The 23,246-nt window shown below is 37.3% G+C and carries 27 protein-coding genes and 2 tRNA genes; 23 read left to right on the top strand and 6 right to left on the bottom strand.

Features of this window, described 5'->3' with window-relative positions; genetic code table 11:
• Window positions 1-6: 6 nt before the first annotated feature.
• The 8 genes from BALCAV_RS07075 to BALCAV_RS07040 all read left to right on the top strand — a co-directional run bounded on the left by BALCAV_RS07075 (window position 7) and on the right by BALCAV_RS07040 (window position 6,772).
• Window positions 7-990, top strand: a complete 984-nt coding sequence (locus tag BALCAV_RS07075) for an alpha-ketoacid dehydrogenase subunit beta (RefSeq protein ID WP_003323229.1) — start codon at window positions 7-9, stop codon at window positions 988-990.
• A 17-nt stretch (window positions 991-1,007) separates the two neighbouring features.
• Window positions 1,008-2,294, top strand: a complete 1,287-nt coding sequence (locus BALCAV_RS07070; protein ID WP_003323230.1) for a dihydrolipoamide acetyltransferase family protein — start codon at window positions 1,008-1,010, stop codon at window positions 2,292-2,294.
• 401 nt (window positions 2,295-2,695) lie between these two features.
• Window positions 2,696-3,160, top strand: coding sequence for a hypothetical protein (locus tag BALCAV_RS07065; RefSeq protein WP_004427677.1), 465 nt, complete (start codon window positions 2,696-2,698; stop codon window positions 3,158-3,160).
• Between the two features lie 143 nt (window positions 3,161-3,303).
• Window positions 3,304-4,446 carry a metal ABC transporter solute-binding protein, Zn/Mn family gene (locus tag BALCAV_RS07060; RefSeq protein ID WP_040323760.1) on the top strand — a complete coding sequence of 381 codons (1,143 nt, stop codon included), beginning with the start codon at window positions 3,304-3,306 and terminating at the stop codon, window positions 4,444-4,446.
• Between the two features lie 122 nt (window positions 4,447-4,568).
• Window positions 4,569-4,994, top strand: coding sequence for a BrxA/BrxB family bacilliredoxin (locus BALCAV_RS07055; RefSeq protein WP_004427674.1), 426 nt, complete (start codon window positions 4,569-4,571; stop codon window positions 4,992-4,994).
• A 129-nt stretch (window positions 4,995-5,123) separates the two neighbouring features.
• Complete coding sequence (locus BALCAV_RS07050; RefSeq protein ID WP_004427672.1) at window positions 5,124-5,477, top strand: hypothetical protein; 354 nt, start codon at window positions 5,124-5,126, stop codon at window positions 5,475-5,477.
• 117 nt (window positions 5,478-5,594) lie between these two features.
• Window positions 5,595-5,669, top strand: a tRNA-Arg gene (locus BALCAV_RS07045).
• A 158-nt stretch (window positions 5,670-5,827) separates the two neighbouring features.
• A complete protein-coding gene (locus BALCAV_RS07040; protein WP_004427671.1) occupies window positions 5,828-6,772 on the top strand; it encodes a hypothetical protein in 945 nt (314 codons plus the stop codon).
• A gap of 66 nt (window positions 6,773-6,838) precedes the next feature.
• Here the strand turns inward: BALCAV_RS07040 and BALCAV_RS07035 are convergent, their stop codons facing one another.
• Window positions 6,839-7,882, bottom strand: coding sequence for a lactonase family protein (locus tag BALCAV_RS07035; RefSeq protein WP_004427669.1), 1,044 nt, complete (start codon window positions 7,880-7,882; stop codon window positions 6,839-6,841).
• A 133-nt stretch (window positions 7,883-8,015) separates the two neighbouring features.
• On the bottom strand, window positions 8,016-8,468 hold the full coding sequence (locus BALCAV_RS07030) for a GNAT family N-acetyltransferase (RefSeq protein WP_004427667.1): 453 nt from the start codon (window positions 8,466-8,468) through the stop codon (window positions 8,016-8,018).
• 314 nt (window positions 8,469-8,782) lie between these two features.
• Here BALCAV_RS07030 and BALCAV_RS22250 point away from each other — a divergent pair, with 314 nt between their 5' ends.
• The 3 genes from BALCAV_RS22250 (at window position 8,783) to BALCAV_RS07020 (ending at window position 10,334) form a co-directional block, all read left to right on the top strand.
• Window positions 8,783-8,944 (top strand): hypothetical protein, encoded by a 162-nt coding sequence (locus BALCAV_RS22250; protein WP_160173393.1) that lies wholly within the window; start codon window positions 8,783-8,785, stop codon window positions 8,942-8,944.
• Between the two features lie 67 nt (window positions 8,945-9,011).
• A complete protein-coding gene (locus BALCAV_RS07025; protein WP_003324673.1) occupies window positions 9,012-9,443 on the top strand; it encodes a DUF5391 domain-containing protein in 432 nt (143 codons plus the stop codon).
• Between the two features lie 528 nt (window positions 9,444-9,971).
• The gene (locus tag BALCAV_RS07020) at window positions 9,972-10,334 is read left to right on the top strand and encodes an adenine nucleotide alpha hydrolase family protein (protein ID WP_152563036.1); all 363 of its coding nucleotides are present in this window, start codon (window positions 9,972-9,974) and stop codon (window positions 10,332-10,334) included.
• Window positions 10,335-10,441: 107 nt separating this feature from the next.
• Here BALCAV_RS07020 and BALCAV_RS07015 read toward each other — a convergent pair whose 3' ends face one another.
• Window positions 10,442-11,038 (bottom strand): MSMEG_1061 family FMN-dependent PPOX-type flavoprotein, encoded by a 597-nt coding sequence (locus tag BALCAV_RS07015; protein WP_003324670.1) that lies wholly within the window; start codon window positions 11,036-11,038, stop codon window positions 10,442-10,444.
• Between the two features lie 155 nt (window positions 11,039-11,193).
• Here BALCAV_RS07015 and BALCAV_RS07010 point away from each other — a divergent pair, with 155 nt between their 5' ends.
• The 9 genes from BALCAV_RS07010 to BALCAV_RS06970 all read left to right on the top strand — a co-directional run bounded on the left by BALCAV_RS07010 (window position 11,194) and on the right by BALCAV_RS06970 (window position 16,759).
• Entirely contained in the window at window positions 11,194-11,757 is a 564-nt protein-coding gene (locus BALCAV_RS07010; RefSeq protein WP_003324668.1) for a nucleotidyltransferase family protein, read from the top strand.
• A gap of 19 nt (window positions 11,758-11,776) precedes the next feature.
• Window positions 11,777-12,280: a GNAT family N-acetyltransferase gene (locus BALCAV_RS07005; protein ID WP_003324667.1), complete on the top strand. Its 504-nt coding sequence runs from the start codon at window positions 11,777-11,779 to the stop codon at window positions 12,278-12,280.
• Window positions 12,270-12,629, top strand: a complete 360-nt coding sequence (locus BALCAV_RS07000; RefSeq protein WP_003324666.1) for a YybH family protein — start codon at window positions 12,270-12,272, stop codon at window positions 12,627-12,629. Before BALCAV_RS07005 ends, BALCAV_RS07000 begins: the two co-directional genes overlap by 11 nt.
• Before the next feature lie 41 nt (window positions 12,630-12,670).
• Window positions 12,671-13,129 carry an NUDIX hydrolase gene (locus BALCAV_RS06995; protein WP_003324665.1) on the top strand — a complete coding sequence of 153 codons (459 nt, stop codon included), beginning with the start codon at window positions 12,671-12,673 and terminating at the stop codon, window positions 13,127-13,129.
• A gap of 82 nt (window positions 13,130-13,211) precedes the next feature.
• Window positions 13,212-13,826 (top strand): HAD family hydrolase, encoded by a 615-nt coding sequence (locus BALCAV_RS06990; protein ID WP_003324664.1) that lies wholly within the window; start codon window positions 13,212-13,214, stop codon window positions 13,824-13,826.
• A 352-nt stretch (window positions 13,827-14,178) separates the two neighbouring features.
• On the top strand, window positions 14,179-14,712 hold the full coding sequence (locus BALCAV_RS06985) for a GNAT family N-acetyltransferase (protein ID WP_003324598.1): 534 nt from the start codon (window positions 14,179-14,181) through the stop codon (window positions 14,710-14,712).
• Between the two features lie 114 nt (window positions 14,713-14,826).
• Window positions 14,827-15,339, top strand: coding sequence for a GNAT family N-acetyltransferase (locus BALCAV_RS06980; RefSeq protein ID WP_003324597.1), 513 nt, complete (start codon window positions 14,827-14,829; stop codon window positions 15,337-15,339).
• A 158-nt stretch (window positions 15,340-15,497) separates the two neighbouring features.
• Window positions 15,498-16,067 carry a phosphotransferase-like protein gene (locus BALCAV_RS06975; protein WP_003324596.1) on the top strand — a complete coding sequence of 190 codons (570 nt, stop codon included), beginning with the start codon at window positions 15,498-15,500 and terminating at the stop codon, window positions 16,065-16,067.
• 62 nt (window positions 16,068-16,129) lie between these two features.
• Window positions 16,130-16,759, top strand: coding sequence for an RraA family protein (locus BALCAV_RS06970; RefSeq protein ID WP_003324595.1), 630 nt, complete (start codon window positions 16,130-16,132; stop codon window positions 16,757-16,759).
• A gap of 83 nt (window positions 16,760-16,842) precedes the next feature.
• Here BALCAV_RS06970 and BALCAV_RS06965 read toward each other — a convergent pair.
• Both BALCAV_RS06965 and spoIIP read right to left on the bottom strand, forming a co-directional pair.
• Window positions 16,843-16,915 (bottom strand) — tRNA-Val (locus BALCAV_RS06965).
• 146 nt (window positions 16,916-17,061) lie between these two features.
• Window positions 17,062-18,192 carry a stage II sporulation protein P gene (gene spoIIP / locus BALCAV_RS06960; protein WP_003324593.1) on the bottom strand — a complete coding sequence of 377 codons (1,131 nt, stop codon included), beginning with the start codon at window positions 18,190-18,192 and terminating at the stop codon, window positions 17,062-17,064.
• A gap of 181 nt (window positions 18,193-18,373) precedes the next feature.
• Between spoIIP and BALCAV_RS06955 the strand changes: the two genes are divergently transcribed.
• The 3 genes from BALCAV_RS06955 to BALCAV_RS06945 all read left to right on the top strand — a co-directional run bounded on the left by BALCAV_RS06955 (window position 18,374) and on the right by BALCAV_RS06945 (window position 22,478).
• Complete coding sequence (locus tag BALCAV_RS06955) at window positions 18,374-18,670, top strand: TIGR04104 family putative zinc finger protein (RefSeq protein ID WP_003324592.1); 297 nt, start codon at window positions 18,374-18,376, stop codon at window positions 18,668-18,670.
• A 582-nt stretch (window positions 18,671-19,252) separates the two neighbouring features.
• Complete coding sequence (locus BALCAV_RS06950) at window positions 19,253-21,628, top strand: penicillin acylase family protein (protein ID WP_003322689.1); 2,376 nt, start codon at window positions 19,253-19,255, stop codon at window positions 21,626-21,628.
• 157 nt (window positions 21,629-21,785) lie between these two features.
• Complete coding sequence (locus BALCAV_RS06945; RefSeq protein WP_003322688.1) at window positions 21,786-22,478, top strand: hypothetical protein; 693 nt, start codon at window positions 21,786-21,788, stop codon at window positions 22,476-22,478.
• Window positions 22,479-22,689: 211 nt separating this feature from the next.
• Here the strand turns inward: BALCAV_RS06945 and BALCAV_RS06940 are convergent, their stop codons facing one another.
• Window positions 22,690-22,962, bottom strand: a complete 273-nt coding sequence (locus BALCAV_RS06940; RefSeq protein WP_003322687.1) for a hypothetical protein — start codon at window positions 22,960-22,962, stop codon at window positions 22,690-22,692.
• Window positions 22,963-23,246 lie beyond the last annotated feature (284 nt).

Genomic DNA, 23,246 nt, shown 5'->3' with positions numbered 1-23,246 from the left:
AATAATATGGCGATTCGTTCTTATATAGAAGCCGTAACACTTGCTTTAAAAGAAGAGATGGAAAGAAATGAGGATGTTTTTGTTTTAGGAGAAGATGTTGGAGCTAGAGGTGGCGTTTTCCGTGCCACGATGGGGCTTTATGAGCAATTTGGGGAAGAGCGTGTTATTGATACACCATTAGCTGAGTCAGCAATAGCTGGAGTGGGAATCGGAGCCGCAATGTACGGAATGAGACCTGTTGCTGAAATGCAATTTGCTGATTTTATTATGCCTGCTATTAATCAGATTGTTTCAGAAGCAGCCAAAATTCGTTATCGTTCGAACAATGATTGGTCGTGTCCGATCACGATCCGAGCACCTTATGGAGGTGGGATTCACGGAGCATTGTACCATTCACAATCGATTGAAGCGATTTTTGCCAATGTGCCTGGTCTAAAAATTGTGATGCCTTCTACTCCATATGATGTGAAGGGACTTTTAAAAGCGGCGATTCGTGATGATGATCCGGTTATTTTCTTAGAGCATAAGCGAGCTTATCGTTTAATTAAAGGGGAAGTTCCAGACGATGATTATACGCTACCGATTGGGAAGGCGGATGTTAAGCGTGAAGGGGAAGATCTTACCGTTATTACATATGGATTGGCTGTCCACTTTGCCCTACAAGCGGCGGAAAAGTTAGCGGCTGATGGAATTAGTGTCGAAGTTGTTGATTTAAGAACGGTCTACCCTCTTGATAAAGAAGCGATTATTACAGCCGCAAGTAAAACAGGTAAGGTGCTTCTAGTTACAGAGGATAATAAAGAAGGTAGTGTAATGAGTGAAGTAGCTGCTATTATAGCTGAACATTGTTTATTTGATTTGGATGCACCGATTCAAAGGCTTGCGGGTCCTGACGTTCCAGCAATGCCATATGCCCCAACAATGGAAAAGCATTTTATGATTAATCCCGATAAAGTTGAAAAAGCAATGAGAGAACTAGCGGAATTTTAACGAGAAAGGAGATTAACATGGCAACAGAAATTAAAATGCCTCAATTAGGTGAGAGTGTAACAGAAGGAACGATTAGTAATTGGCTTGTCGCACCAGGTGATAAAGTAAATAAATATGAACCGATTGCTGAGGTTATTACCGATAAAGTAAATGCAGAAATTCCATCAACATTTACTGGAACGATTCAAGAGATCCTTGTAAATGTTGATGATACCGTTTCAGTTGGAACCGTCATTTGTACGATTGAACCAGAAGGAGCGGAGCCAAAAGAAACCGTTGAAGTGGCAAGAGCTGAAGCGAAGGATAATAAGCAGGATTCAAGTGCCGTAATCGAGGAGAAAGATACGAGCCAAAAGAAACGCTATTCTCCAGCCGTTTTACGATTAGCGGGAGAACATAACATTGATTTAGAACGGGTAAATGGTTCTGGAAAAGGTGGACGAATTACACGTAAAGATTTGCAAGCAGTTATTGAATCAGGTGGTCAAAAAACTGAAACGGCTGTGGTAAGCTCGGGTAGTAAGAGTGATTCAATTAAAGAGCCAATTCAATCGAACGAAAAGCCTGCTTATTCAGAAGTGAAGTCAGCTACTGGAGATATTGAAATTCCAGTCACAGGAGTCCGAAAAGCGATCGCAGCTAATATGTTAAAAAGTAAACATGAAGCTCCGCATGCTTGGTTAACGATTGAAGTAGATGTTACAAACCTTGTCCAATATCGGAATAGCGTTAAGCAGTCTTTTAAAGAGAAAGAAGGCTATAACCTAACTTTTTTACCTTTCTTTATTAAGGCCGCAGTTGAGGCATTAAAAGAATATCCACAACTCAATTCAATGTGGACTGGAGATAAAATCATCCAGAAAAAAGATATCAATATTTCTTTAGCTGTTGCTACAGAGGATGCTTTGTTTGTCCCAGTTATAAAAAATGCTGATGAAAAGACGGTCAAAGGATTAGCACGCGAAATTACTGAGCTTTCCGGCAAAGTTCGTTCCGGTAAACTACAAGCAAATGAAATGAAGGATGGGACATTTACGATTAATAATACGGGAGCATTCGGTTCAATTATGTCAACGCCGATTATTAATCATCCACAAGCTGCGATTTTATCGATTGAGTCCATAGTTAAAAGACCAGTTGTCTTAGAAACGGAGCAAGGAGACGTGATTGCTGTTCGCAGTATCGTGAATTTATGCTTATCATTAGATCATCGTGTGTTGGATGGTTTAGTTTGTGGCAGATTCCTTGCAAAAGTAAAAGAAAACCTCGAAAATATGAACGAAAAAAATACATCGATTTATTAAACAAAGAGGCTGGGACAAAACCCTTCTCTGATATGAAAAACCGGTAACATTTGACTCGTCAAATGTTACCGGTTTTCGTTCAATTTATTAGAATCAAAGTGGATGGCGATGAATGGGGCTCGATTCACCGCTCCCGAAAATCATGCTCCGCGTCCTGCGGAAAGCGTGCCCCCCATCTCGGGAGCGATCGGATTTCCTCTTTCGTTGTAAGGGGTTTTTTATATTTCGAGCTTACAGCTTTGTTCCAGCCTGTTTAAACGGTTTATCGGTGGTCTCTTCAAGCTTTAAAGTGGTTTTAACTCCTTTAAGTTAGGGTTGAATGTTTGAATAAAGAGAAATATGAATGAAACTTGTCTTTTTGGTCATTCTAACCATATAAGGAAATAAAGGAGTGTTTGAATATGGAGTTATTAACAAAGAGACCTTTTGTTTATATGATAACAATGACAGCTGTTTTTCTGATGTTTCAGTCGGTCGCTTTTGCAGAGGGAGAACCACCTACTGAGCAAAGGGAGAAATCTGGACATCATCAGTATCATAAAGACTTTATCGTCCATCTTGATTATTACTATGAATTACTTGCACAAAAATTCGCCCCAGAGCAAGTTGAAAAATGGAATGAGATTAGGCAGCAAAGAAAAGTATTAATGAAGCAATGGCGAGAGCATCAAAAACATAAAGACGATGATTTAAATGAACACACTGAAAAAGGTGAGTGGAAAGAAGCTCATAAGGAATTGCTACAAAAGTTTAATGAAGCTGTGGAATTACGTGATGAAGCCAAAATTAAAAAGATTCTCCCACAATTATTTGAGCATTACGAAAAAATGAATCAAATGCTAGAAGAAAAGCTAAAACAAGAATAAATACAGCCAAAAAGCTGTCCCATAAAGGTGAATCGACCTTGTGGGACATTTTTTTAATTTATATATTTACAAATCGTAAAGATTCCGATATAATTCAAAAAGTGATAAAACGTAATCATTACGAATAAGGGGAGGTTCTTTTGATGAAGAAGCATATAAAATATTTGTTCTTATTAGTAACTTTATTAATTATTAGTGCTTGTAATGAAGGGACAAGTGAAGAAAGTAACAATACTGACAACAGTGAAGATGGAGAGACATTAACGATTTTTACAACAATCTATCCCCTCCAGGATTTTGCAGAAAAGATTGGTGGAGAGTATGTAGTCGTTGAAAATATGATTCCGCCGGGTGCTGATGCTCATACATATGAGCCGACTGCTAGAGATATGATTGAGGTAGCAGATGGGGACGTTTTTCTTTATAATGGCTCTGGTTTAGAAGGCTTTGTTGAGGCATTAATTGAGACTGTAAAAAACGAAAATGTAAGTGTTGTTGAAGCTTCTAAAGGCATTTCTTTAATAGAAAGTTCACATGATCATGACCATGGTGATGGTCATGAAGAGGAGCATGAAGGTCATGAGCATGGTGAAGGACATGAAGAAGACCATGAAGGCCATGACCATAGTGAAAGCCATGAAGAAGGCTATGAAGAAGACCATGAAGGCCATGACCATAGCGAAGGACATGAAGAAGAGCATGAGGACCATGACCATGGTGAAAGTCATGAAGAAGAGCATGGAGACCATGACCATCATCACGGTGACCAAGATCCGCATCTTTGGTTAGATCCACTTCTTTCAATTTCAATGGCAGAGAACGTGAAAAAGGCGTTAGTGGAACTGAAACCAGAACATGAAGATTATTTTGAAGAAAATTTTCAGCAGCTTAAGGGGCAGTTAGAACAGTTAGACGCTGATTTTCAACAAATGGCTAACACAGCACAAAAAGATACATTTATCGTTTCGCATGCCGGATACGGTTATTGGGAACATCGTTATGGACTACATCAGATTGGAATTACTGGATTGTCTGGTACAAATGAACCATCACATAAACAAATCCAGGATATTATTGATTTAGCAGAAGAAAACGACTTGAATTATATTATGATGGAACAAAATATTCCTTCTAAAATGGCAGAAGTGGTTCAAGGTGAAACGAACACAGAGGCATTGTATTTACACAATCTAGAAGTGCTTATGCCAGCTGATATTGAAAATAACGAGGATTATTTTTCGCTTATGAAAAAAAATATTGAAGCACTTGAAAAAGCACTTAATTAGCCTTTTCTTTTGAGCGTCCTAGTCGATTGTCAAAAATCGTGAGTTTAATAGTTGGTTTTATCGCGAATTCAATGTACAATGGCAGTAATGTACGTTAAGTTAGCGATTAGGAGGTTTTCTAGATGGAATTTAATTTTTTTATGAATGATGTTGTTCAAGTAGCACGACAAGAAATGGTTACAGCTGGTTACCAAGAGTTAAAAACGACAGAGGATGTAGATACAGCTTTACAAGATAAAGGTACGACTCTCGTAATGGTCAATTCAGTTTGTGGGTGTGCTGGAGGGATTGCACGTCCAGCAGCAGCTTATATGAGAAACTACGAAGTGAAGCCAGATCGCTTTGTCACTGTATTTGCGGGACAGGATAAAGAGGCGACAGCGAAAGCACGTGATTATTTTAAAGGGTATGCTCCTTCCTCTCCTTCATTTGCCTTATTAAAGGACGGAGAAATTCAAATGATGGTTGAAAGACATGAAATTGAAGGGCATGAACCAATTCAAGTTGTTCAAAAGCTTGAGAAAGCATTTGATGAATTCATTAAGTAATGGAAAAGATGAACACGCTTAGTAGCTAATAATTGGCTGCAAGCGTGTTTTTTTGTTTAGAGGGCAATTTTACTTAATTGAAAAAAGTGTTATAATAAGCTGAGATTATTAAAGGAGTGTCAAGATTAGATGCAAACACTATACGAGCAAATTCAAGTTTATTTAAATATGGAAGAGGAAATTTCATTTAAAGAATTCAATGATTTTTATAAAAAAGTCGTCGATGAGTTAGGAGCAACTCATGAATCTTTAGAACAGGAATCTGTTTGGAAAGCTTTATTTATTGTTGAGAACGTGATGTCCAATGCAAATGGACGAGCGAATGAGAAAAAGGGAAGCGAAGCGAAAAAATACTCTAAAATGGCTCAACGTTTAGAGTTATGGGCGAAAAATTTATCAGCCCGTTTAGTAGAAGCTGGTTATACAGAAGATGATATTAATGAACGATTTAATGAAATGTTAGAAGAAGGTCCAGCTAAATAATGGCCTTGACTCCTCCTATTCTTTTGTAGATGGGAGGAGACTTAGTTTTGAATTCTGTAAAAGTTCTTGACTTTATACAGGATTTATATTAAATTTAATGATGTCGTTTCAAAACATGCGCCTATGGTGAAAGGGATATCATTCAAGATTCCGGTTCTTGCGTTGTAGGTTCGAGTCCTACTAGGCGCGCCAAACATATACATACAAACCTAGTCTTAGACTAGGTTTTTTTTTGTCAAAATGATGAAATAGGAAATGAGTCATAATAATGAATCTAAAAACATTTCTTTTTTGGGGTTGTCATTTTTTTGATATAACTTTTATAATAGGAAATAAGGGGGTCTTAACTAGTGAAAAAAGTGTACATATTAAGTCTTCTTGTAGCTCTTTTATTTGTTACGGCTTGTACATCACAGGTGTATAAGGAACATAAAGAGGAAGCACTTGAAGCGATTAAAGAAGAACGATATGAAGATGCAAAAATGGCGTTAGAGTCAGCGCTGGAAGAAAAAGAAGAAGCAGATGATTTCATCATTTTAGCAGATGTGGAAAGTATGATAGAGCTTCATCTTTCATTTAATGAAGGTGACTTTGAAACAGCACATAGCCACATTTTAGATATTGAAGAAAGTGAATCTGATTCTGAAGAAACTCAGTTGCTACAAGCACAAGCTGATGTTCAAAAGGATCTGCTCTTATTAGTTGAAACACAAATGAATGAACTGGCAGACTTATTAGCTGAAGTTTCAACTCTTTATGAGGAAGAAGCATATGAAGAAGCCTTTGATCGTGTAGAAGGTTATGAAGTACCAGAGGAACCACACGCGGTCTTAGAAGAACTTCTAGCAGAATTAGGTGAGTGGAGAGCTCGTCTTGAAGAAGCATTAGAAGCAGATGATGAGGGTGAAGAAGTGGTGGAGCCGGAAGCTGAAGAAGTCGTAGAAGAAACAACTGAAGATGAGAATACGAATGATTCAAACGAAACTGATAATAATGATAGTACGGATTCATCTAACTCAGGCCAAGATACAGTCGGTGGAAATGATGATTATGAAGCTCCAGAAGGTACGATGTCAAGAGATGATGCGGCTGAATTAGTAGCAGTTTTCGCTGGAATAGAGAACAGTCCTAACTATCAAGTTCAATATGATCATGAAAATGCTGATGGTGAATGGGTATTCCAAGTATATGAGGTCGTTATTGATAATCCTGATACGAGTGAAGGACACACGTCAACTTGGGGTTGGTATAGCGTTGACCCCAAAACTGGTAATGTAACGGATTTAATGAATTAAATAGTTGAATAGAAAAAGTGGATGAGAAGATTAACTCATCCACTTTTTATTGTCTCTTCTGTCCCTCTATTTATAATGCAAAAATTTAATACATACTGGATTTGGGAGAGCGAATTCCTTTTCGGTTTTTGTTAAAGCACCGGTGTTGTCATCACGTACGTACATGACGATATTACTTGTGTCTTTGTTCGCGGCAAATAAATATTTTTCGCTTGGGTCTAAAATAAAGTCGCGTGGGTGTTCGCCTCCACTTGTAACGGATGAGCGGTATTCAACTTCACCAGAATCTTGGTCAATTTCAAACACATAAATGCTGTCGTGTCCACGATTAGAGACATAAACGAATCGGCCATCTTTAGACAAATGTAGGGCTCCACTCGTGCTTTCACCTAAGAAGTCATCGGGTAATGTTCCAACGGTTTGAATTTCTTTAAACTGTCCTTCATTGTAAGCAAAGACAATTAATTCGGAACTTAACTCAGCATTGACGTAAGCAAATTTTCCATTTGGGTGGAAGGCAATATGTCTAGGACCACTGCCTGGTTTTACATCAACCTCGATATGAGGCAAAAGTTCATTGTTTTCTAGTTGGTAGACAGCGATTTTATCGGTTCCGAGATCAGCAACTGCTACATATTTTCCATCAGGAGTTAAGCCAGCATAATGAGCATGTGCTTTTTCTTGTCTTTTTTCGTTTGGACCAGAACCAGTATGGGTAATGGTAGCTGTATTTTCTGTAATTTCCCCATTATCATTTAAAGTATATACATCTGCTTGTCCACGGTGATAATTAGCACTAAAAAGTAAATCTCCTTTTTTATTAAGGCTCACATGGCATGGGCTTGCACCATCCGAAACGGATTGATTTAAAAGCTGCAGCTGTTCTTTTTCATCAATCTTAAAGGCGGCAATTCCACCACCCTCTGCATTTTTTGCGACGGCATAAAGAAATTGATTATCTTCACTTACGGTTAAGTATGTGGGTCCATCTACTTCGGCGACTAATTCCGGTTCGTCGATGACACCACTTGTTGGGTCAAAGGAAAATCGGTAAATGCCTTTACTGTCTCCATTTGTATATGTGCCTACAAACGCTGTTAATTTACTCATCAAATCATCCTTCACTTTGTATTCAGTTTCACTATATCACATTCAAAAAATGAATAAAATGAATTGCTGTTTCAGTTAGAAGATATTAGACAATCAAATGAATGTGATAAAAATGAGCCATTCATCGATTCCCTTATAAATCAATGGATAAACGAATCATATCAACAGCTTGAATACCATTTTCAAAAATTTCTTCCTCATAATGGCGAATAAAAAAGTCTTTATCGATTCCTGTAAGGCGAAAACCACATTTTTGATAAAGGGCTAGTTGAGAAACACTTGAATTAGCTGTGCCGATTTCTACTGTTTTAAAGCTAAGAGCCCGTGCCACTTCTAGTGAATGCTTAATAAGTTGTTTGCCAAAACCTTTCCCTTGTTCCTCTTCTTTAATTGCGATGTTTACAAGCTCAATAGTCTCTGGTCTTGTCGGTAAAAGCACATAAGTTCCAATTAATTTATTCTCCAAAAAGGCGAGATAACAAAACCCTCTATCAAGATAATTTTGGACGAGCTTCAATGATGGATCAGCTAATAAAAGCAAATCGTACGGCGGCTCTTCTTCCATATGTATTAAACGAATGTCCATAATGATTCTCCTTTTCCTTTTATCTTCTCGTTTCATTTTAAGTAAAGTGGGTAACCACAAATTAAAGAAGCATCTCAATCATAATAGCATAAAAGATTTGTCAATGATTTGATGAAAAGTTAAAAAGAACTACTATAGATTATTTCCAATCTTTCTGAATGAAACAAAATTTTTAGAATATGATTGTTTCCATTATTTAGTTGATTTATAATTTAAGAGTGATGCGAGAATGGAGTAGACATAACTAATGTAACCATTTTTTAACGAGTAGACCGTTTTCCTTAGCCACAATTTCAATTAGGGGAGGGTATTTGATGGGAGTACTGGTGATGCTGTTTCCGATTGTTTCGATTATCCTTCTAGTTGTCTCGTTTTTTATTCGACAAAAGGGAATTCGGACTCTGACTTTTTGTTTTGGTCTTGGTGGAATAATGGTTCTTATTTTTTTCTATTTTGTTTTTCCTTTAGTCCCTTAAGATAAACACTGGATTATAGAAAAGACACTTAAACTAACTCTGATATATAGAGAAATGAGGAGAATTTATGGAAAGTGAAAAACCTAAAATCAGCTTGATTATTGTCAGTTTACTGTCAGCCATTTTTTTAAGTTCTACTTTAGTTGTTACGTCCTTATCCCCATTGTCACATACTTGGCCACATAATCAGTTTGGTAGTTTTGAGATGTGGATAGCTATTGGCATGATTATCTTTTTCTATTTTGCTCAGCTAATTGTTTATGCAATGGGGATCGATGCAATGAGGTATGTGATGGCTTTTAGTTGTGGAGTTGGCCTTTTGCTATCTGGGGCACTATTGCTTGGCGCTTTTTCTTCCCTTTTTTTAATTAATGTTGAACACGGATTTATTTATACAGTTTTGGTCCTATGTATCGCGACGATTATCACAAATAGCATTTGGTTAAAGATGGCCTTTCATAGTCAAATGAAGCGAAGAAATAATGAGTATTATATGTGAATGTAGGAGGGGAGTCGTTGTAGAAGCTTTCATATAGAAATGAAACGTCATCAACTACTAGGTGACGTTTTTTATTTTTGGATTTAAGATATGTCATAACAATTTCCAATTGAATATGTTAAAATATACATGAAATTTCAAAAATTCGATTTAATACATTCACCATTCTTAAATCATCATGACAATCATATCTTAATGATGACTTATCTGTTGCACTTAATTTGATGTGAATGCAGAAGGAGTGTTCGAGATGCAAGGCTCTATCTTAGTTTGTGTAAGCTATGGGAAGAATGCAGAAAAACTCATTAAAAAAGGAAAAAACTATCTAGTTTATATGGTGTTCCATGTTATGTACTTTCAATTGAAAACAGAGAATATGACTCTAAAGATTTTACAGTAGCAGAGCATAAGAAGTTTTTTGAACAACTAGCAACTCAGTATGAATGTCAATTTATTTGGAAAACAAAGGGCCAAAAACGAATTGCTGATATTATTACGGCAACAACAAAAGAGTTCAATATAACTCAATTGGTCATGGGGCAGCCACCTATTTCGAAATGGGAAGTCCTTACAAAGGGGTCACTTATTCATGAATTACTCCATCATTTAACAGATGTGGATTTACACATTATCTCTATGAAAAAAGAACAGCTTCAAACAGAAGAAGAAATGTACCAACGAGGAGTCACCGCTTATATTGTGAAAGAGAATGGAGAGTACGAGTTATTGCTCGACAAATGTGAAAATTATTTAATCAAAGGAATTTATTTTCAAGCAGTTGCGACTGAATTTACAAATGGAGTGTTTAAAGCAGAGTTGAAAGGCAAGGAAACGATCATTCGGATTCATGATGGAAAGGCAGATCTTGTTCAGGTCGACCTAGTAAAATAGTTAGCTCTGAAAAAAAGCTAATAACTTTGACCCGTATTTTTGGTTATGTTCGTAATCAGAAATACGGGTTTAAGTTATGTATTCAACTAAACTTAGGTGAAAGAATCTTAATTCTTTAATTCTATTCCATTTATTTTTAAGTGGTCATGAAAAATGTCTTTACTTGAAGGGAGTTCGGTTTTGTTTATCCAAGTACTAGTATCCCAAACTTTTGACTCGTTTAAAGCTCTCGGACAATGGATAAAGCATTCCTCTACATCTACTCCGATCCCTAGTAATGGAGGCTTACCGTTTAAACTCATGTTTCCTAAAAGTTGTTTATCTTTAATGACTGTGGCTCGCCCATTTATGCGTAGAACTTCATTTAACCCTGGAATTAAAAAAATAAGACCAATATGTGGGTTCGACATAATGTTTTGAATGGAGTCTAGTCGTCTGTTGCCTGGACGATCAGGAATTACTAATTGATGTTTGTTTAAAATTTTGATCGAGCTTGGGAAGTCTCCTCGTGGTGAAACATCACATTTGCCCTCTGCATTGCAGGTCGATAGTAGAAAGAGAGGCGACTTAGCAATAAATTTTTCGCAATGCTCATCGATGATTGAAATGCTCTTTTTTACGACTAGCTCATGAGGGGCTTGGATAATATCTCTTAGTTCTTCTTCTGTAGTAATAGCGTTGTGAGAAAAATTAATTAAGTCCATAAAACAGCTCTTTTCTATATGTATTAAATGAAAATCATTTTCAATCATACACCTATTGTAAACGATAAAAAGCTATTTTTACAATAGGTTAAAGGTAAAAAAGGAAAGAATATGGTATAATAACGAACGTACATTCTGTAATGGGAGTTGCTAAAATGTTAAATTCAGAGTCGGATGTGTTAAACTTAATTAGGAAAGATAAAGAAATGATGGAAATAATAAGAATTGTAGCTTCTTTACAAGATTGGTGGGTTTGTGCGGGATTTGTTCGAACAAAGGTATGGGATACTTTGCACCAATTTCCGGAGAAAACCTCAATGTCTGATATCGATGTCATTTATTTTGACCCACACAAAACGAGTGAACAAATTGAAAAAGAATGGGAACAAAAATTAATAGAGATACAACCTCATACGCCTTGGTCTGTCAAAAATCAAGCAAGGATGCATGTCATCAATGGACTTCCGCCGTATCAGTCATCAGAGGACGCCATTTCAAAATTTCCAGAAACGGCAACCGCTCTTGGAGTGAAGCTAAATGAAAAAGGAGAATTACAGTTAACCTGCCCGTGTGGGCTAGATGATTTGTTGAATTTAGCGATAAAGCCTACCCCGCATTTTCTCGAAAATAAGTCGTTGCATAAGATTTATCAAAAAAGAATGAACGAAAAATGTTGGAAGTCAAAGTGGCCGTTAATTACAGTTGATCCATTATCATGAAGCTAAGGAGGGATTCGTTATGAAAATACGTCATTCAAAGTCAGAAGATTATAATAAAATAAGCTCTGTTATGAATGGATGGTGGGGTGGGAGAGAGATGGCTCATTTACTACCTAGATTATTTTTTGACCATTTTAATGATACTAGTTTTGTGATTGAAAAAGAGCAAAAAATAGTTGGCTTTCTTATTGGTTTTTTGTCGCAATCTAAGCCGAATGAAGCCTATATTCATTTTGTTGGAGTACATCCAGAATATCGTCAAGATGGTGTGGGTACCCAACTCTATTATTCTTTTTTTGAGCATGTTCAAAAGAGAGGAATCAACATAGTGACAGCGATCACATCACCAATTAATAAAAGGTCGATTGCTTTCCACTCGCGACTTGGCTTTCAAATGGTACAAGGTGATAAGGAAGTTGACGGGGTACCGGTCTTTTCCGATTATGATGGGCATGGAAATGAGCGAGTAGTGTTTAAAAGAAACTTAAGAAATCATACAAGGAGGTATAGTGATGGATTTTAAACAAGCGTTAGAGCAATACATAGCCGCGACAAATACTCATGATTTTAATGAGGTAGCCAAACATCTTCATCCTAATGCGATTTATTGGTTTTCGGATAAAACATGTACAACGAAGGAGCAAATTCAAAGCTATTTTGAACATAGTTGGTCTGTCATTAAAGAAGAGGTTTATTCAGCAAACGATGTGCAATGGCTTGCGACTTCTGATGAGGTGGCAACGTGTATTTATACATATCATTATGAAGGGTTATTAGAAGGTAAGTTTGTCTCTGGCCAAGGGAGAGCGACGAATGTTTTTAAAAAAGAGTGTGCGGAATGGAAGCTCATTCATGAACATTTGAGTCAATGAGTTTTAGACGCTGATATGATTTGAGGTAAGGGGAGTATGAAATGGATTATATCAAATGGTTAAGAAGTAAGGTTGGGACAGAGCGTGTATTTTTAAATTTTGCCGGGGCTTGTATTGAAAATGGACAAGGTGAAATTTTATTGCAAAGAAGAGCAGATAAAAACATGTGGGGTTTCCCTGGTGGTGCGATAGAGCTCGGCGAATCAGCGGAGGAAGCGGCGATACGAGAAATTAAAGAAGAAACAGGTTTAGATGTTAAAGCTGAGCGGTTGTTAGGTGTTTATACAAAATATGAGGATGAATATCCTAATGGGGACAAGGCACAGACGATCCTTTTTTTCTTTAATTGCTCCATTTTAGGTGGCGATTTGGAAAAGGATGAAAAAGAAACACTTCAATTAAAGTTTTTCAAAAAAGACGAAATACCAAAGCTCGTAAATAAGCAGCATGAAGATTGTTGGAAGGATATACGGGATGGGAATCAGTTTGTTTATAGGTAGTGATTGAGGGATTGTAGTTGAATAAGTAGAAATGAAAGGGTACGATCGGGTGGATGGTAGAATTTCTTAAAGAGGTGAAACGATGGACAGTATTATTTTTGATTTAGACGGAACAATTTGGGATTCAAGAGAAGCGGTGCTTGCGGTTTGGAATCAAGTTTTACAAAATAGAGACATTGAGACGAAATTAACGATTGCTGATTTTAGCAAAACGATGGGTCTACAAGTGGAGGAGATTGGGAGAATCCTATTACCTCAATTAAGTGAGAATGAGAGAAATGAAGTTTTAAATGAATGTAATGAGCAGGAAAATAGCTCTTTAGCTAAAAAAGGCGGTTTACTTTATGATGATGTGGAATCCGTTTTAGAGTACCTTTCCAAAAGATATAAGCTCTTTATCGTCAGCAATTGCCAAGATGGCTATATTGAATCCTTTTATGAATACCATCAGCTTGAAAAATACTTTCAAGACTTTGAGAACCCTGGCCGGACAGGGTTACCAAAAGGGAAAAACATTCAACTTATTGTGGAAAGAAATCAATTAGCCGCACCTGTATATGTTGGCGATACAAAAGGTGATTGTAACGCTGCAAAGGAAGCGGGCGTTCAGTTTGTGTTCGCTGAATACGGATTTGGGGAAGTAGAAGATTACGATTATCGAATCCAATCGTTTAAAGATTTACGGGAAATTTTTTAACTGAACGACAAAAAGGCTCAGTCTTTTGAGCTTTTTTTCTTTTGCTGATATTTAATAACTCAACTTTCGCAGAGTATAATTGACTCTTAACCGTTGATAGAGATTGACTTTAGGGCGATACAAGACTCAAATTGACTTTACATGGACGGTTCAATCGTTGACAGTCTGAACACATCTCTTTCTTAGTAGGCAGTTGAAGGAATCTGTTCACTAAAATGAAGCGCTTCGGCTGTCGCTACCAAAACCATACGCGGAGTGTCTGTTTGGGAGCGACCGCCGGAGGGCCTATTATTTTTTTCTCGATGCGAAAGTTGAGTAATTAGAATTGTATGCATTTTTTAGGAGGCTTAAAATGAGAAAAATAGTGATAACGACGGAAAGATTAACTTTAAAAGAAATGAATCATGATCATGTCCGTGATTTATTAGAAATCTTCTCAGATCCAGAAGCAATGACATATTACCCTTCGACGAAAAATATACAGGAAACGAGTGAATGGGTCGATTGGACCATATCTAATTATAAAAAATACGGAGTTGGTCTTTGGATTGTAGAAGATAAAAAGTCAGGAGAATTTCTTGGGCAGTGTGGAATTGTTCCACAAGAAGTGGAAGGTTCTCTTGTAATGGAAATAGGTTATCTTTTTGCTAGGCGTGCATGGGGGCATGGATATGCTACAGAAGCTGCTTTAGCATGTAAACATTTTGGGTTTGAGCAGATGAATCTACCCAAAATAGTATCATTACCTGATGTGAAAAATATTCCTTCGATTAAAGTGGCTGAAAGAATTGGGATGAAAGTCGAAAAGAAGATCCACAAATGGGGGAAAGATGTGTTTGTTTATTCGGTATCTAGATCGTCTTTAGAAAAAAATCAGTGCGAGTAGCCTATAAAAATCGGCAAAGGCAAATAAAATAAACTGAATTAATTTAATATTTTGTAATAACTGAAACTAAATGATTATAATAAAGTTGGAAGATGTATAGAAGGGGGTGGTAAAATGATTCATGTTAGAAAGGCTTCTTTAAAAGATGCCGATCAAATTGTTCAGGTTTGTGTAGAGGCACAGTATCACACTTATAAAGGTTTAATACCTCCAAATTTTATAGAAAAGACAATTAGAGAATTTTATGTTAAGGAAAGAATTGAACAGGAAATCAAAACGACCAGTCAGGATTGGAATGGTTGGTTTGTTGCGGTTGATGATGAAACTGAAACGATTGTTGGAGCTGGTGGTGGTGGGTTTATAGCTCAGGATGTATCTGAGTTATTTGTGCTGTACTTAGAACCTACTAGAAAAAGAGAAGGGATTGGAACTCAGCTTCTGGAAGCTATAACAGCTGAGCAAATTGAACGGGGAGCGAAGGAACAATGGGTGTCAGTGTTGAAGAATAATAGGATGGGCATTCCCTTTTATGAAGCAGTAGGATTTGTTTATCAAGGTGAGGAACTGGCTCACGGATATCCAAGTGAAATCGGATTGAAGTCTTTAAGATATAAACGTCATTTATAAGGATGTAACCGTTCGCTGAAAAATGAAAGATAGCTATTGCTTATGGTCATTATGAAGGCCTGTTAGAACAGCCCGAATGTTGTTAAAACAAGAACCTTTTTGTTATGAAGGGGCAAGGATTGTGTTGACACATAAGGAGATGAACTGGTTAGAAGGTGTTGAAGATAAATAAAGGAAAGATCGTCTTTTTAAATGGAGTCCCTCGTGCAGGCAAATCATCTGTTGCGACTGAGCTTCAAATCATCTCGGATGAAATATGGATTCATATCGGTGTGGACAATACCGCTTCTATCATTGATTCTAAATTTTCACCGGCGATGGGCTTAAGGCCGGGTGGAGAGTTTCCTGAGCTTGAAGAAACGGTAACGAAGCTCTATTTAGCATTGTTTGATAGTATTAAAGCTTATAGTGACCAAGGTTTTTCAGTTGTCGTCGATGTTGGTTTCCATCACCACTACGTCTCAAAATGGAACCCAATGAAAGAAATGCAAAAGATTCTCCATGATTACCGATTTTTTGTTTTTAGTATTTATTGTCCGGATGAAGTGATTATGCAGAGAAGGATGGCTACATGGGGGAATCAATTAGAAAACGGACAAATCCCAGAACCAGTCCTTAGGTGGCAAAAGGCTGTTTATGGAAATACTGAATATGAGAAGAGATTTGATACGTCGAAATTAACTTCAAGGGAGATTGCGGAGGAGGTTTTGACGATTGTTGATCGTTAGGACTATTTTTAAAGAAAAATGCTTAATCTTTTACTCAAACTAAAAAACTGGAGGGTTTATGAATGGCAAACATGAATGAGTTTATGAATCTACCAACGACATCTATTACAGATGCCTTAGGAAGTAAGAATTATATGGACATGTCGATAAAGCCATTAAAAGAAGACTGGCATTTAGCAGGCCCTGCTTATCCTGTTCAAATATCAGCAGGAGAGAATATCTCTGTGTTAGAAGCTATTTATCATGCCAAACCAGGTGATGTTTTAGTGATTAATGGAGAAGGTGGTACAAAAAATGCGTTTGCTGGTGATTTTATTATCGGGTTGGCAAAGTCTCGTGGGTTAAACGGAGTTGTCGCAGATGGTGTCATTCGAGATATTATCGGTATCAAAGAATTAGATTTACCTGTGTTTTGTCTAGGCACGACAACAGCAGCTAGTAAAAAAAATAAAATCGGTGAAATCAATAGACCGATCGTTTGTGGAGGGGTTCAAGTCAATCCAGGCGACATCGTTGTCGGTGATGCAGATGGCGTTGTGGTTATTCCAAAAGGACAGCAAGAGGAAATTTTAAATAGAACAAAACAAAGAATAAAAGACGATGAAGAAAGAGAGAAAAAAGTTGGGACAGAAAAAGAGTCAGTAGAAGCTTATCTTAAAAAAGTGATCGAGTTACATAGGGAAAAAGGATAAAAGATGTCATCCAAAATGTTTCTTTAAATTTATTCAAAGAGAAAAAACACCTCCTATAAAGGAAGGTGTTTTTGTTGTTTAAATGACCCGTACTGGGCTCGAACCAGTGACCTCTACCCTGTCAAGGTAGCGCTCTCCCAGCTGAGCTAACGGATCCTGTGGGATATGTATTAATGACATTTATAAATATACAAGCTTTTAGCTGAATTGTCAATAAGGTTTTTATAAAAAGATTTAAAGAAAGTAATCAGGCTCTTTCAAATGATGCTATTACCATTTGAAAGAGCCTCTTATAGTGGAACTTATTCTTCCTCCAACTGTTCAAAGTAATATTCACTAAAGATTTCAGCAAAGACCTCAGCAGAGCGGTGTAATTCGTTCATATGGTTATCAACACCACCAAACTCTAGTAAAATTGCTCCTTCACTTAAGTCTTGGTTATAAACGCCATTCCCTTGTGATTTATCTTTTCCAAAAATCCCACGTGTAATATTCTTATCCCATTCTTCCAAACGGTTATTTAAATCTTTTGCTAAAGCTTCATTGACTTCATAATTCGGATGGGCTTCTCCGACAACAAAAAATAATTTTGCAAAATCTTCGCCATCAATCTCGGCGTGAGTAGTATTATATCTTGCTGAATCGCGATGAAGGTCGATAATGTAGTCAATATTCTCATATTCATTTAAATAATCTTTGACGATTTCACGAGAGGCATGATATGAATAACCAGTTCCCTCCCCTAGGTTATTTAAAAGCTCGGTCATATTAGTTGTATCTAAAACCGTCTTAATTCCATGTTTTTCTAGTTCTTTTTGTAAATGTTCACCGACATTTATAATATTGACGTCGTTACTAGTCGCACGATTTAAATCATCTACACCTGGTAAATGAGGTAAAAATGATTCCCAACTATGGCTATGATAAATAAGCACGACTGGCTCATCAGCGAGTTCAACAGATGGAGCCTCTTCCTGTTCTTCTTCCTCATCAACCCAATCTTTGACCGTCTCTCGTTCTTCAAGAATAACCTCTAATGGTGCTGGTGATTCATATGGAAGATTGGTAATGTCGGTTCCTTCCCCAGCAACGATGATACGGACATCCCGACTGTTAAGCCCCGGTATTTCTCTACCTAACAAGGAACGAAAATCACCTAATTCAATATTGGTCGCTAATTCAAATGTAATTCCGCCAACAGATGGAGATTGGTAATCGGCGGGAAGTGCTTGTCCAAAATATTGATTTTCCATGCTCATAAAATCTAATAAAAAGGTGCTCTTTACACCTTCAATCCCACGGTGAATGTTTTTGGAGTGAAAGTCAGTTAAGGTCACAATACTAGTGAGAATAATAAAAATGCTGACCATTATGACCGTAAAAAAAATCGTTGCTTGTCGTATCACTTTTTGATTTGTTCTGAAGTGTCGCAAAAAATCCCTCCCTAAATAGGTCGTTAAGAGAGTTTATTCTGAACAGTTGTGATTTAGTATAAAAAAATTGCTAGATTTTTATTTTTCTATGTTTAGGAGATTTTATCGAGAATTGGATGCTAGTTGATGGATATGTTAAAATTTTCATAATAGATACTCAATAGTGGGAAGGGGGATTGGGATGAAGCTACCTACTTGTGCGACGTGCCAGCATTCATTTAGTTATCAAGAGTCGATTCAATATTATTGGAAAAGGAAATGCCCAGCTTGTGAGACGAAACAATATTTAACGACAAAAAGCAATGTCAGAACGAGTATTCCAACAGTTGTGTTTATTTTATTTCCAGGCTTTGTTGTGTTTAATCTAGTTGACTCTTTTTGGATTTATACTTGTTTTGCGATTTCCTTTCTTATCATCACTTTACTCGTCCTGCCATTTTTCTTCGAGTTTTCAAACGAAAGACAAGCATTATTTTAATAGGCTACAAAGGAGTAGGCTGGGACATAACTAGCAATAGAAAGTAGAAAACGAGTCCGAAGAACAAATTTTAGGTGTTTTTGGTTCTCTATTTCTCCGTTTTGAATTTAGTCACTTCATGCTATTACCTACAAGGATGAGAACTAAGATTATCCTGTGCCCTAGCGGACGAAAACATGCGGAGACTCTCGTGGGATCTAGTCGCAGGCTGAAATCCACCGGCCTAGCCGGTTAGTTCAGCGGCACCCCACAGGACGCGGAGCATGATTTTCGGGAGCGATGAATAGAACGCTATTCATCAATATCCATTACGTTCCCAATAAATAGAATGAAAGCTGGTGACATTTTACTTTTATAAAATGTTACCGGCTTTTCATATCAGAGGAGGCTTTTCAATCTAGGTTGAGCATAAGACTTCTTCAGTGGTTCCTATTACTAGAAAGGCGCTCGCAAATAGAAAATGATTCCATGATGCTATAGATCACTTTTTATGTATATAAATTTTCATAGATAAACAGGGGAATGGGTACTAAATAAAGAATCCTTTAAGAGGTAGAGATTTATAAAAGGGGGAAGGTTTAGTTGGAAACGGTTATTGTGAAGAAAAAGGCAACAAAAAGGTGGAAAAAAGGACTGTTATGGACTGGTGCTGGACTTGTATTTTTAGTTATTGCAGTCTTAGTTGCAGGGAATCTATTTTTAAATCGTTCTTTACCGCAAATTACGGGAGAAATCTCACTACAGCATTTGAGTGAACCGGTCACAGTTATTCGCGATGAAAAGGGTGTCCCACATATTAATGCGGCTAACGAACAGGATCTTTATATTGCTCAAGGTTATATACAAGCACAGGATCGCCTTTTTCAAATGGACCTTAGTCGCAGACAAGCTTCAGGTACATTAAGTGAAGTGATTGGTGAGGCTTCGATTGAGAATGATAAATATTTTCGGACATTAGGATTACGACGAGCCGCAGAGGATTCTGTTCAAGCGTATTCGAGTGAAGGGATCAATGTTTTGGGAGCGTTCTCATTAGGTGTAAACTTATACATTGAAGAATTACGTCAAAATGGAAAGTGGCCCGTTGAGTTTACGATTCTTGGATATGAACCGGAAGGGTGGACGATCGTTGACTCTTTAACGATTGGCAAATATATGGCTTATGATTTAGGCGGCCATTGGGAAAATCAAGCGTTTAGGCAATACTTAATCCAAAGTTTTGATGAAGAAAAAGCCTATGATTTATTTCCAGAATATCCAGAGGATGCCCCTTATATTATCGGTGTTGAAGAGCTAGATTTTACGAAAGCTTTTGCAAATGCCGTCATTCCCCATGAACATAATGGCAGTAATAACTGGGTCCTAAGTGGGGAGAAAACAGAGAGTGGAATGCCGCTATTAGCAGATGATCCTCATTTAGGTTTAGCGACGCCATCTATTTGGTATCAAATGCATCTTGAAGCTCCGACAGTTAATGTTAGTGGCGTTATTTTTGCCGGTGTTCCTGGGATTATATTAGGGCATAACGAAAATGTCGCTTGGGGTGTCACGAATACAGGACCAGACGTGCAAGACTTATATATTGAAAAAAGAAATCCAGAAAATCCGAATCAATATTTATACAATGGAGAATGGGAAGAAGCTCAAGTGATTCCAGAGCCGATCAAAGTGAAAGGGCAAGAAACATTGGATTATGAAGTGACGATTACTCGTCATGGTCCTGTTATTTCTGAGTTTGCAGATGTGACGGAAAGTGAAACGGTTCTTTCTATGCAATGGACCGCCCTTGAGCCCTCGACTGAATTAGAAGCGATATTAAATATGAATAAAGCTAAAAACTGGGAAGAGTTTGAAGAGGGCTTATTAGATTTTCATACACCTGTGCAAAATTTTGTTGTAGCTGATACGGAAGGAAATATTGCTTTTAAAGCTAATGGGAAAATTCCAATTCGTAAACAGGGCAATGGGTTATTACCTGTTCCAGGCTGGACAGATGAGTATGGTTGGGATGGCTATGTCCCATTTGATGAGTTGCCGAGATTAGTTAATCCAGAAGAAGGGTTTATCGCAACGGCAAATAATAAAGTCATCAGTGATGAATACCCCTATCATATTAGTCATCATTGGGCCCAACCTTACCGACAGTTACGAATCGTAGAAGTATTAAGTGACGAAGAGGGTTTTACAGCAGAAGATATGATTGATTTACAAATGGATATTAAAAACTTACACGCGGCAGAATTTATTCCTCCTTTTATGGAAGTTCTAAGTCAAGTGGAAGGGACAAGAGAAAAGGAAGCACTAAACATCTTATCCGAATGGGATTATTTTGACGAAATTGATCAAGCAGCTCCTTATATTTTTAATATATGGATGAGGAAAATCGCGGATGTTTTATTTAATGAACAAGTTCCCGAAGAAATGCGTGATCTTTTTAATGGTGAACGTGCTGCTGTTGATCAGCTTTTGCGGCGGGCATTGGCAGGTAATCCTGGACCATGGGTAGAGGAGGCAGGCGGTTTTGAGGACGTTTTAACAGAAGCCCTTATAATGACACTTGACCAAATCGAAGCGGCAGAAGGTTCTAATATGAGTCAATGGAAATGGGGCAACTTCCATCAAGTACACTTTACTCACCCATTATCAAGTGTGTCTCCTTTAAATTATTTATTCAATTCCAAAGGTGGCCAACCTGTTGCTGGTAGTCAAGTAACGGTTCAAGCGGCAGCCTTCCGTGATAATGGTGTCGTCAACCACGGGGCATCATGGCGATATGTAATTGATATGGAACATTCAACGGAAGCTTACCACATCGTCGGTCCAGGGCAATCAGAACATGTAAAAAGCAAATGGTATGATGACCAATTTGAAGACTGGATTAATGGAAACTACCATAAAACCGTCATGGCTGAGCCAAGTGGAGAAACGCTTTTATTAAAGCCGGTAGACGTCGAATAATTTCTATAGTGCTAATTTATAAATACAAACAAAGGAAAGAACCGCATCTAATTTCCCATCTTTATACAACTGACAGGATTTGTTTAGTTGATGTCTAATTTTATATATATGGACATATGAATATCGTTAGACAATCTATCGGTAAAGGGGAATTGATGTGAAAAAGACGACTCTGACTATCATCGTTTTATTTTTTCTAGTTTTTAGCTTAAGTGCATGTCAATCAAGTGACAGTGTTACAGGGGAAACGGAAACCGAACGAGACGAAGAAATGAATCAATCAGACGAGGAAGAAGCATCAATTTTAGAAGGAGAGCATGAATCAACAGAGGAGGCGGAACCATTAACAATAGAAGATTCCCAGTGGTTATTAGGGTTGGCGGAAGATACATTCCAAAAGCTTAAAAATCATCAGTTTGAATCATTAGCGGATGTCACTCATCCAAGTAAAAACCTAACATTTGTTGCTTTGGCAGATTCTGCGACAACAGATGTATACGAAACCGTCTTTACGGGGGAACAATTTACAAAATATAAGAAAAGAGATAAGTATATGTGGGGATATGATCAAGAAGGACTAGAAATAAATTTAAACCTAAATGACTATGTGTCACAGTATTTATTTAAAGATCACAATGAAGATGACATTGATTATCGAGAAGTTCTCTTTCACCAAATTGAAAAAGAAGAAGGGCGCATTGAACAATTGATAAAGGCTCACCCAAGAGCTGTTTTGATTGATTACGCCACAACCGAGCTTGAAAGTGATGAACAAAAATTACGGTTTATGTTTGAAAAGGAAGAGGAGCAATGGTATCTATTCGCGATTATTAGAGAGGAAAGCTTGTGATGTAGAGTTTATCAGACTCAAAACAGTTCCATTGGAAGACCGAAAGCTCCTCTAGGACTCCCGCTGGAAAAGTAGACCAAATCAGATCTATCCTAAATACAGTTGTTCGAAAACCTTTTTATCGGTAGTCTTCTGAAAAGTGGATGTGAAGGATAATCCTTCCGTCCACTTTGTTTTGGCGAAATTTACTCATTTTTCATCTGTGCTCACCTTAGCGATATTGCTCAACCGTCATTTTGGCATACATCCAGGTAATAATCGTAACGAGGAAAATGGTTGTAAAAAAAAGTAAATAGATAGTTTCGGTAAATCCTTGGAAAAAGAACAGATTAATTAGAATAAAAAGGAACGATAAGCTAGCCGTTAGTAAACTAGGAAAATAAATAATGACTTTAGGCTTTTGAAAGATGATTAACTTTCTAGTTAAGAATAAAATCATAAAACCAATGAGTAACCCCACTCCAATTGACATTATAACAAGCATTCTTACAAACCCCCTCTACTTTTCAATGGTTATAATGTACTTTAGCCTGTTTCTTCTTGTTTCAAATGTAGATAAAATGATAAATGAAAAAAATAGTTTTAATTTGTATTTTTATAATGAGCAAGATAAGTACTATATTTATCATTTCCCGACAGAAGACTCCCTCTTCAATCGTGTGAAGGGAGAAGCCCAACGATAAGGGGGAGATGAATGGAGGTTGGCGGTAGCCAAAGAGATTCTTGTTAGGGTATAATAAGAACATACATTCCTATTGGAGGTGAAAA

The organism is Alkalihalobacillus alcalophilus ATCC 27647 = CGMCC 1.3604 (genome assembly GCF_000292245.2).
In the GTDB taxonomy this organism is placed as follows: Bacteria; Bacillota; Bacilli; order Bacillales; family Bacillaceae_D; genus Alkalihalobacillus; species Alkalihalobacillus alcalophilus.
The sequence above is the reverse complement of the archived record's forward strand: the minus strand, read 5'-3'. Positions and strand labels throughout refer to the sequence as shown.

Excerpts from the sequence above, each read along its gene's own strand:
- BALCAV_RS07025 (WP_003324673.1), top strand. The coding sequence starts at position 9,012 with ATGGAAAGTGAAAAACCTAAAATCAGCTTGATTATTGTCAGTTTACTG.
- BALCAV_RS07065 (WP_004427677.1), top strand. The coding sequence starts at position 2,696 with ATGGAGTTATTAACAAAGAGACCTTTTGTTTATATGATAACAATGACA.
- BALCAV_RS22250 (WP_160173393.1), top strand. The coding sequence starts at position 8,783 with ATGGGAGTACTGGTGATGCTGTTTCCGATTGTTTCGATTATCCTTCTA.
- BALCAV_RS07060 (WP_040323760.1), top strand. The coding sequence starts at position 3,304 with ATGAAGAAGCATATAAAATATTTGTTCTTATTAGTAACTTTATTAATT.
- BALCAV_RS07055 (WP_004427674.1), top strand. The coding sequence starts at position 4,569 with ATGGAATTTAATTTTTTTATGAATGATGTTGTTCAAGTAGCACGACAA.
- BALCAV_RS07070 (WP_003323230.1), top strand. The coding sequence starts at position 1,008 with ATGGCAACAGAAATTAAAATGCCTCAATTAGGTGAGAGTGTAACAGAA.
- BALCAV_RS07015 (WP_003324670.1), bottom strand. The coding sequence starts at position 11,038 with ATGGACTTAATTAATTTTTCTCACAACGCTATTACTACAGAAGAAGAA.
- BALCAV_RS07000 (WP_003324666.1), top strand. The coding sequence starts at position 12,270 with ATGGATTTTAAACAAGCGTTAGAGCAATACATAGCCGCGACAAATACT.
- BALCAV_RS06955 (WP_003324592.1), top strand. The coding sequence starts at position 18,374 with ATGAAGCTACCTACTTGTGCGACGTGCCAGCATTCATTTAGTTATCAA.
- BALCAV_RS06970 (WP_003324595.1), top strand. The coding sequence starts at position 16,130 with ATGGCAAACATGAATGAGTTTATGAATCTACCAACGACATCTATTACA.
- BALCAV_RS07035 (WP_004427669.1), bottom strand. The coding sequence starts at position 7,882 with ATGAGTAAATTAACAGCGTTTGTAGGCACATATACAAATGGAGACAGT.
- BALCAV_RS06990 (WP_003324664.1), top strand. The coding sequence starts at position 13,212 with ATGGACAGTATTATTTTTGATTTAGACGGAACAATTTGGGATTCAAGA.
- BALCAV_RS06985 (WP_003324598.1), top strand. The coding sequence starts at position 14,179 with ATGAGAAAAATAGTGATAACGACGGAAAGATTAACTTTAAAAGAAATG.
- BALCAV_RS07030 (WP_004427667.1), bottom strand. The coding sequence starts at position 8,468 with ATGGACATTCGTTTAATACATATGGAAGAAGAGCCGCCGTACGATTTG.
- BALCAV_RS06995 (WP_003324665.1), top strand. The coding sequence starts at position 12,671 with ATGGATTATATCAAATGGTTAAGAAGTAAGGTTGGGACAGAGCGTGTA.
- BALCAV_RS07075 (WP_003323229.1), top strand. The coding sequence starts at position 7 with ATGGCGATTCGTTCTTATATAGAAGCCGTAACACTTGCTTTAAAAGAA.
- BALCAV_RS07005 (WP_003324667.1), top strand. The coding sequence starts at position 11,777 with ATGAAAATACGTCATTCAAAGTCAGAAGATTATAATAAAATAAGCTCT.
- BALCAV_RS06940 (WP_003322687.1), bottom strand. The coding sequence starts at position 22,962 with ATGCTTGTTATAATGTCAATTGGAGTGGGGTTACTCATTGGTTTTATG.
- BALCAV_RS07010 (WP_003324668.1), top strand. The coding sequence starts at position 11,194 with ATGTTAAATTCAGAGTCGGATGTGTTAAACTTAATTAGGAAAGATAAA.
- BALCAV_RS07050 (WP_004427672.1), top strand. The coding sequence starts at position 5,124 with ATGCAAACACTATACGAGCAAATTCAAGTTTATTTAAATATGGAAGAG.
- BALCAV_RS06980 (WP_003324597.1), top strand. The coding sequence starts at position 14,827 with ATGATTCATGTTAGAAAGGCTTCTTTAAAAGATGCCGATCAAATTGTT.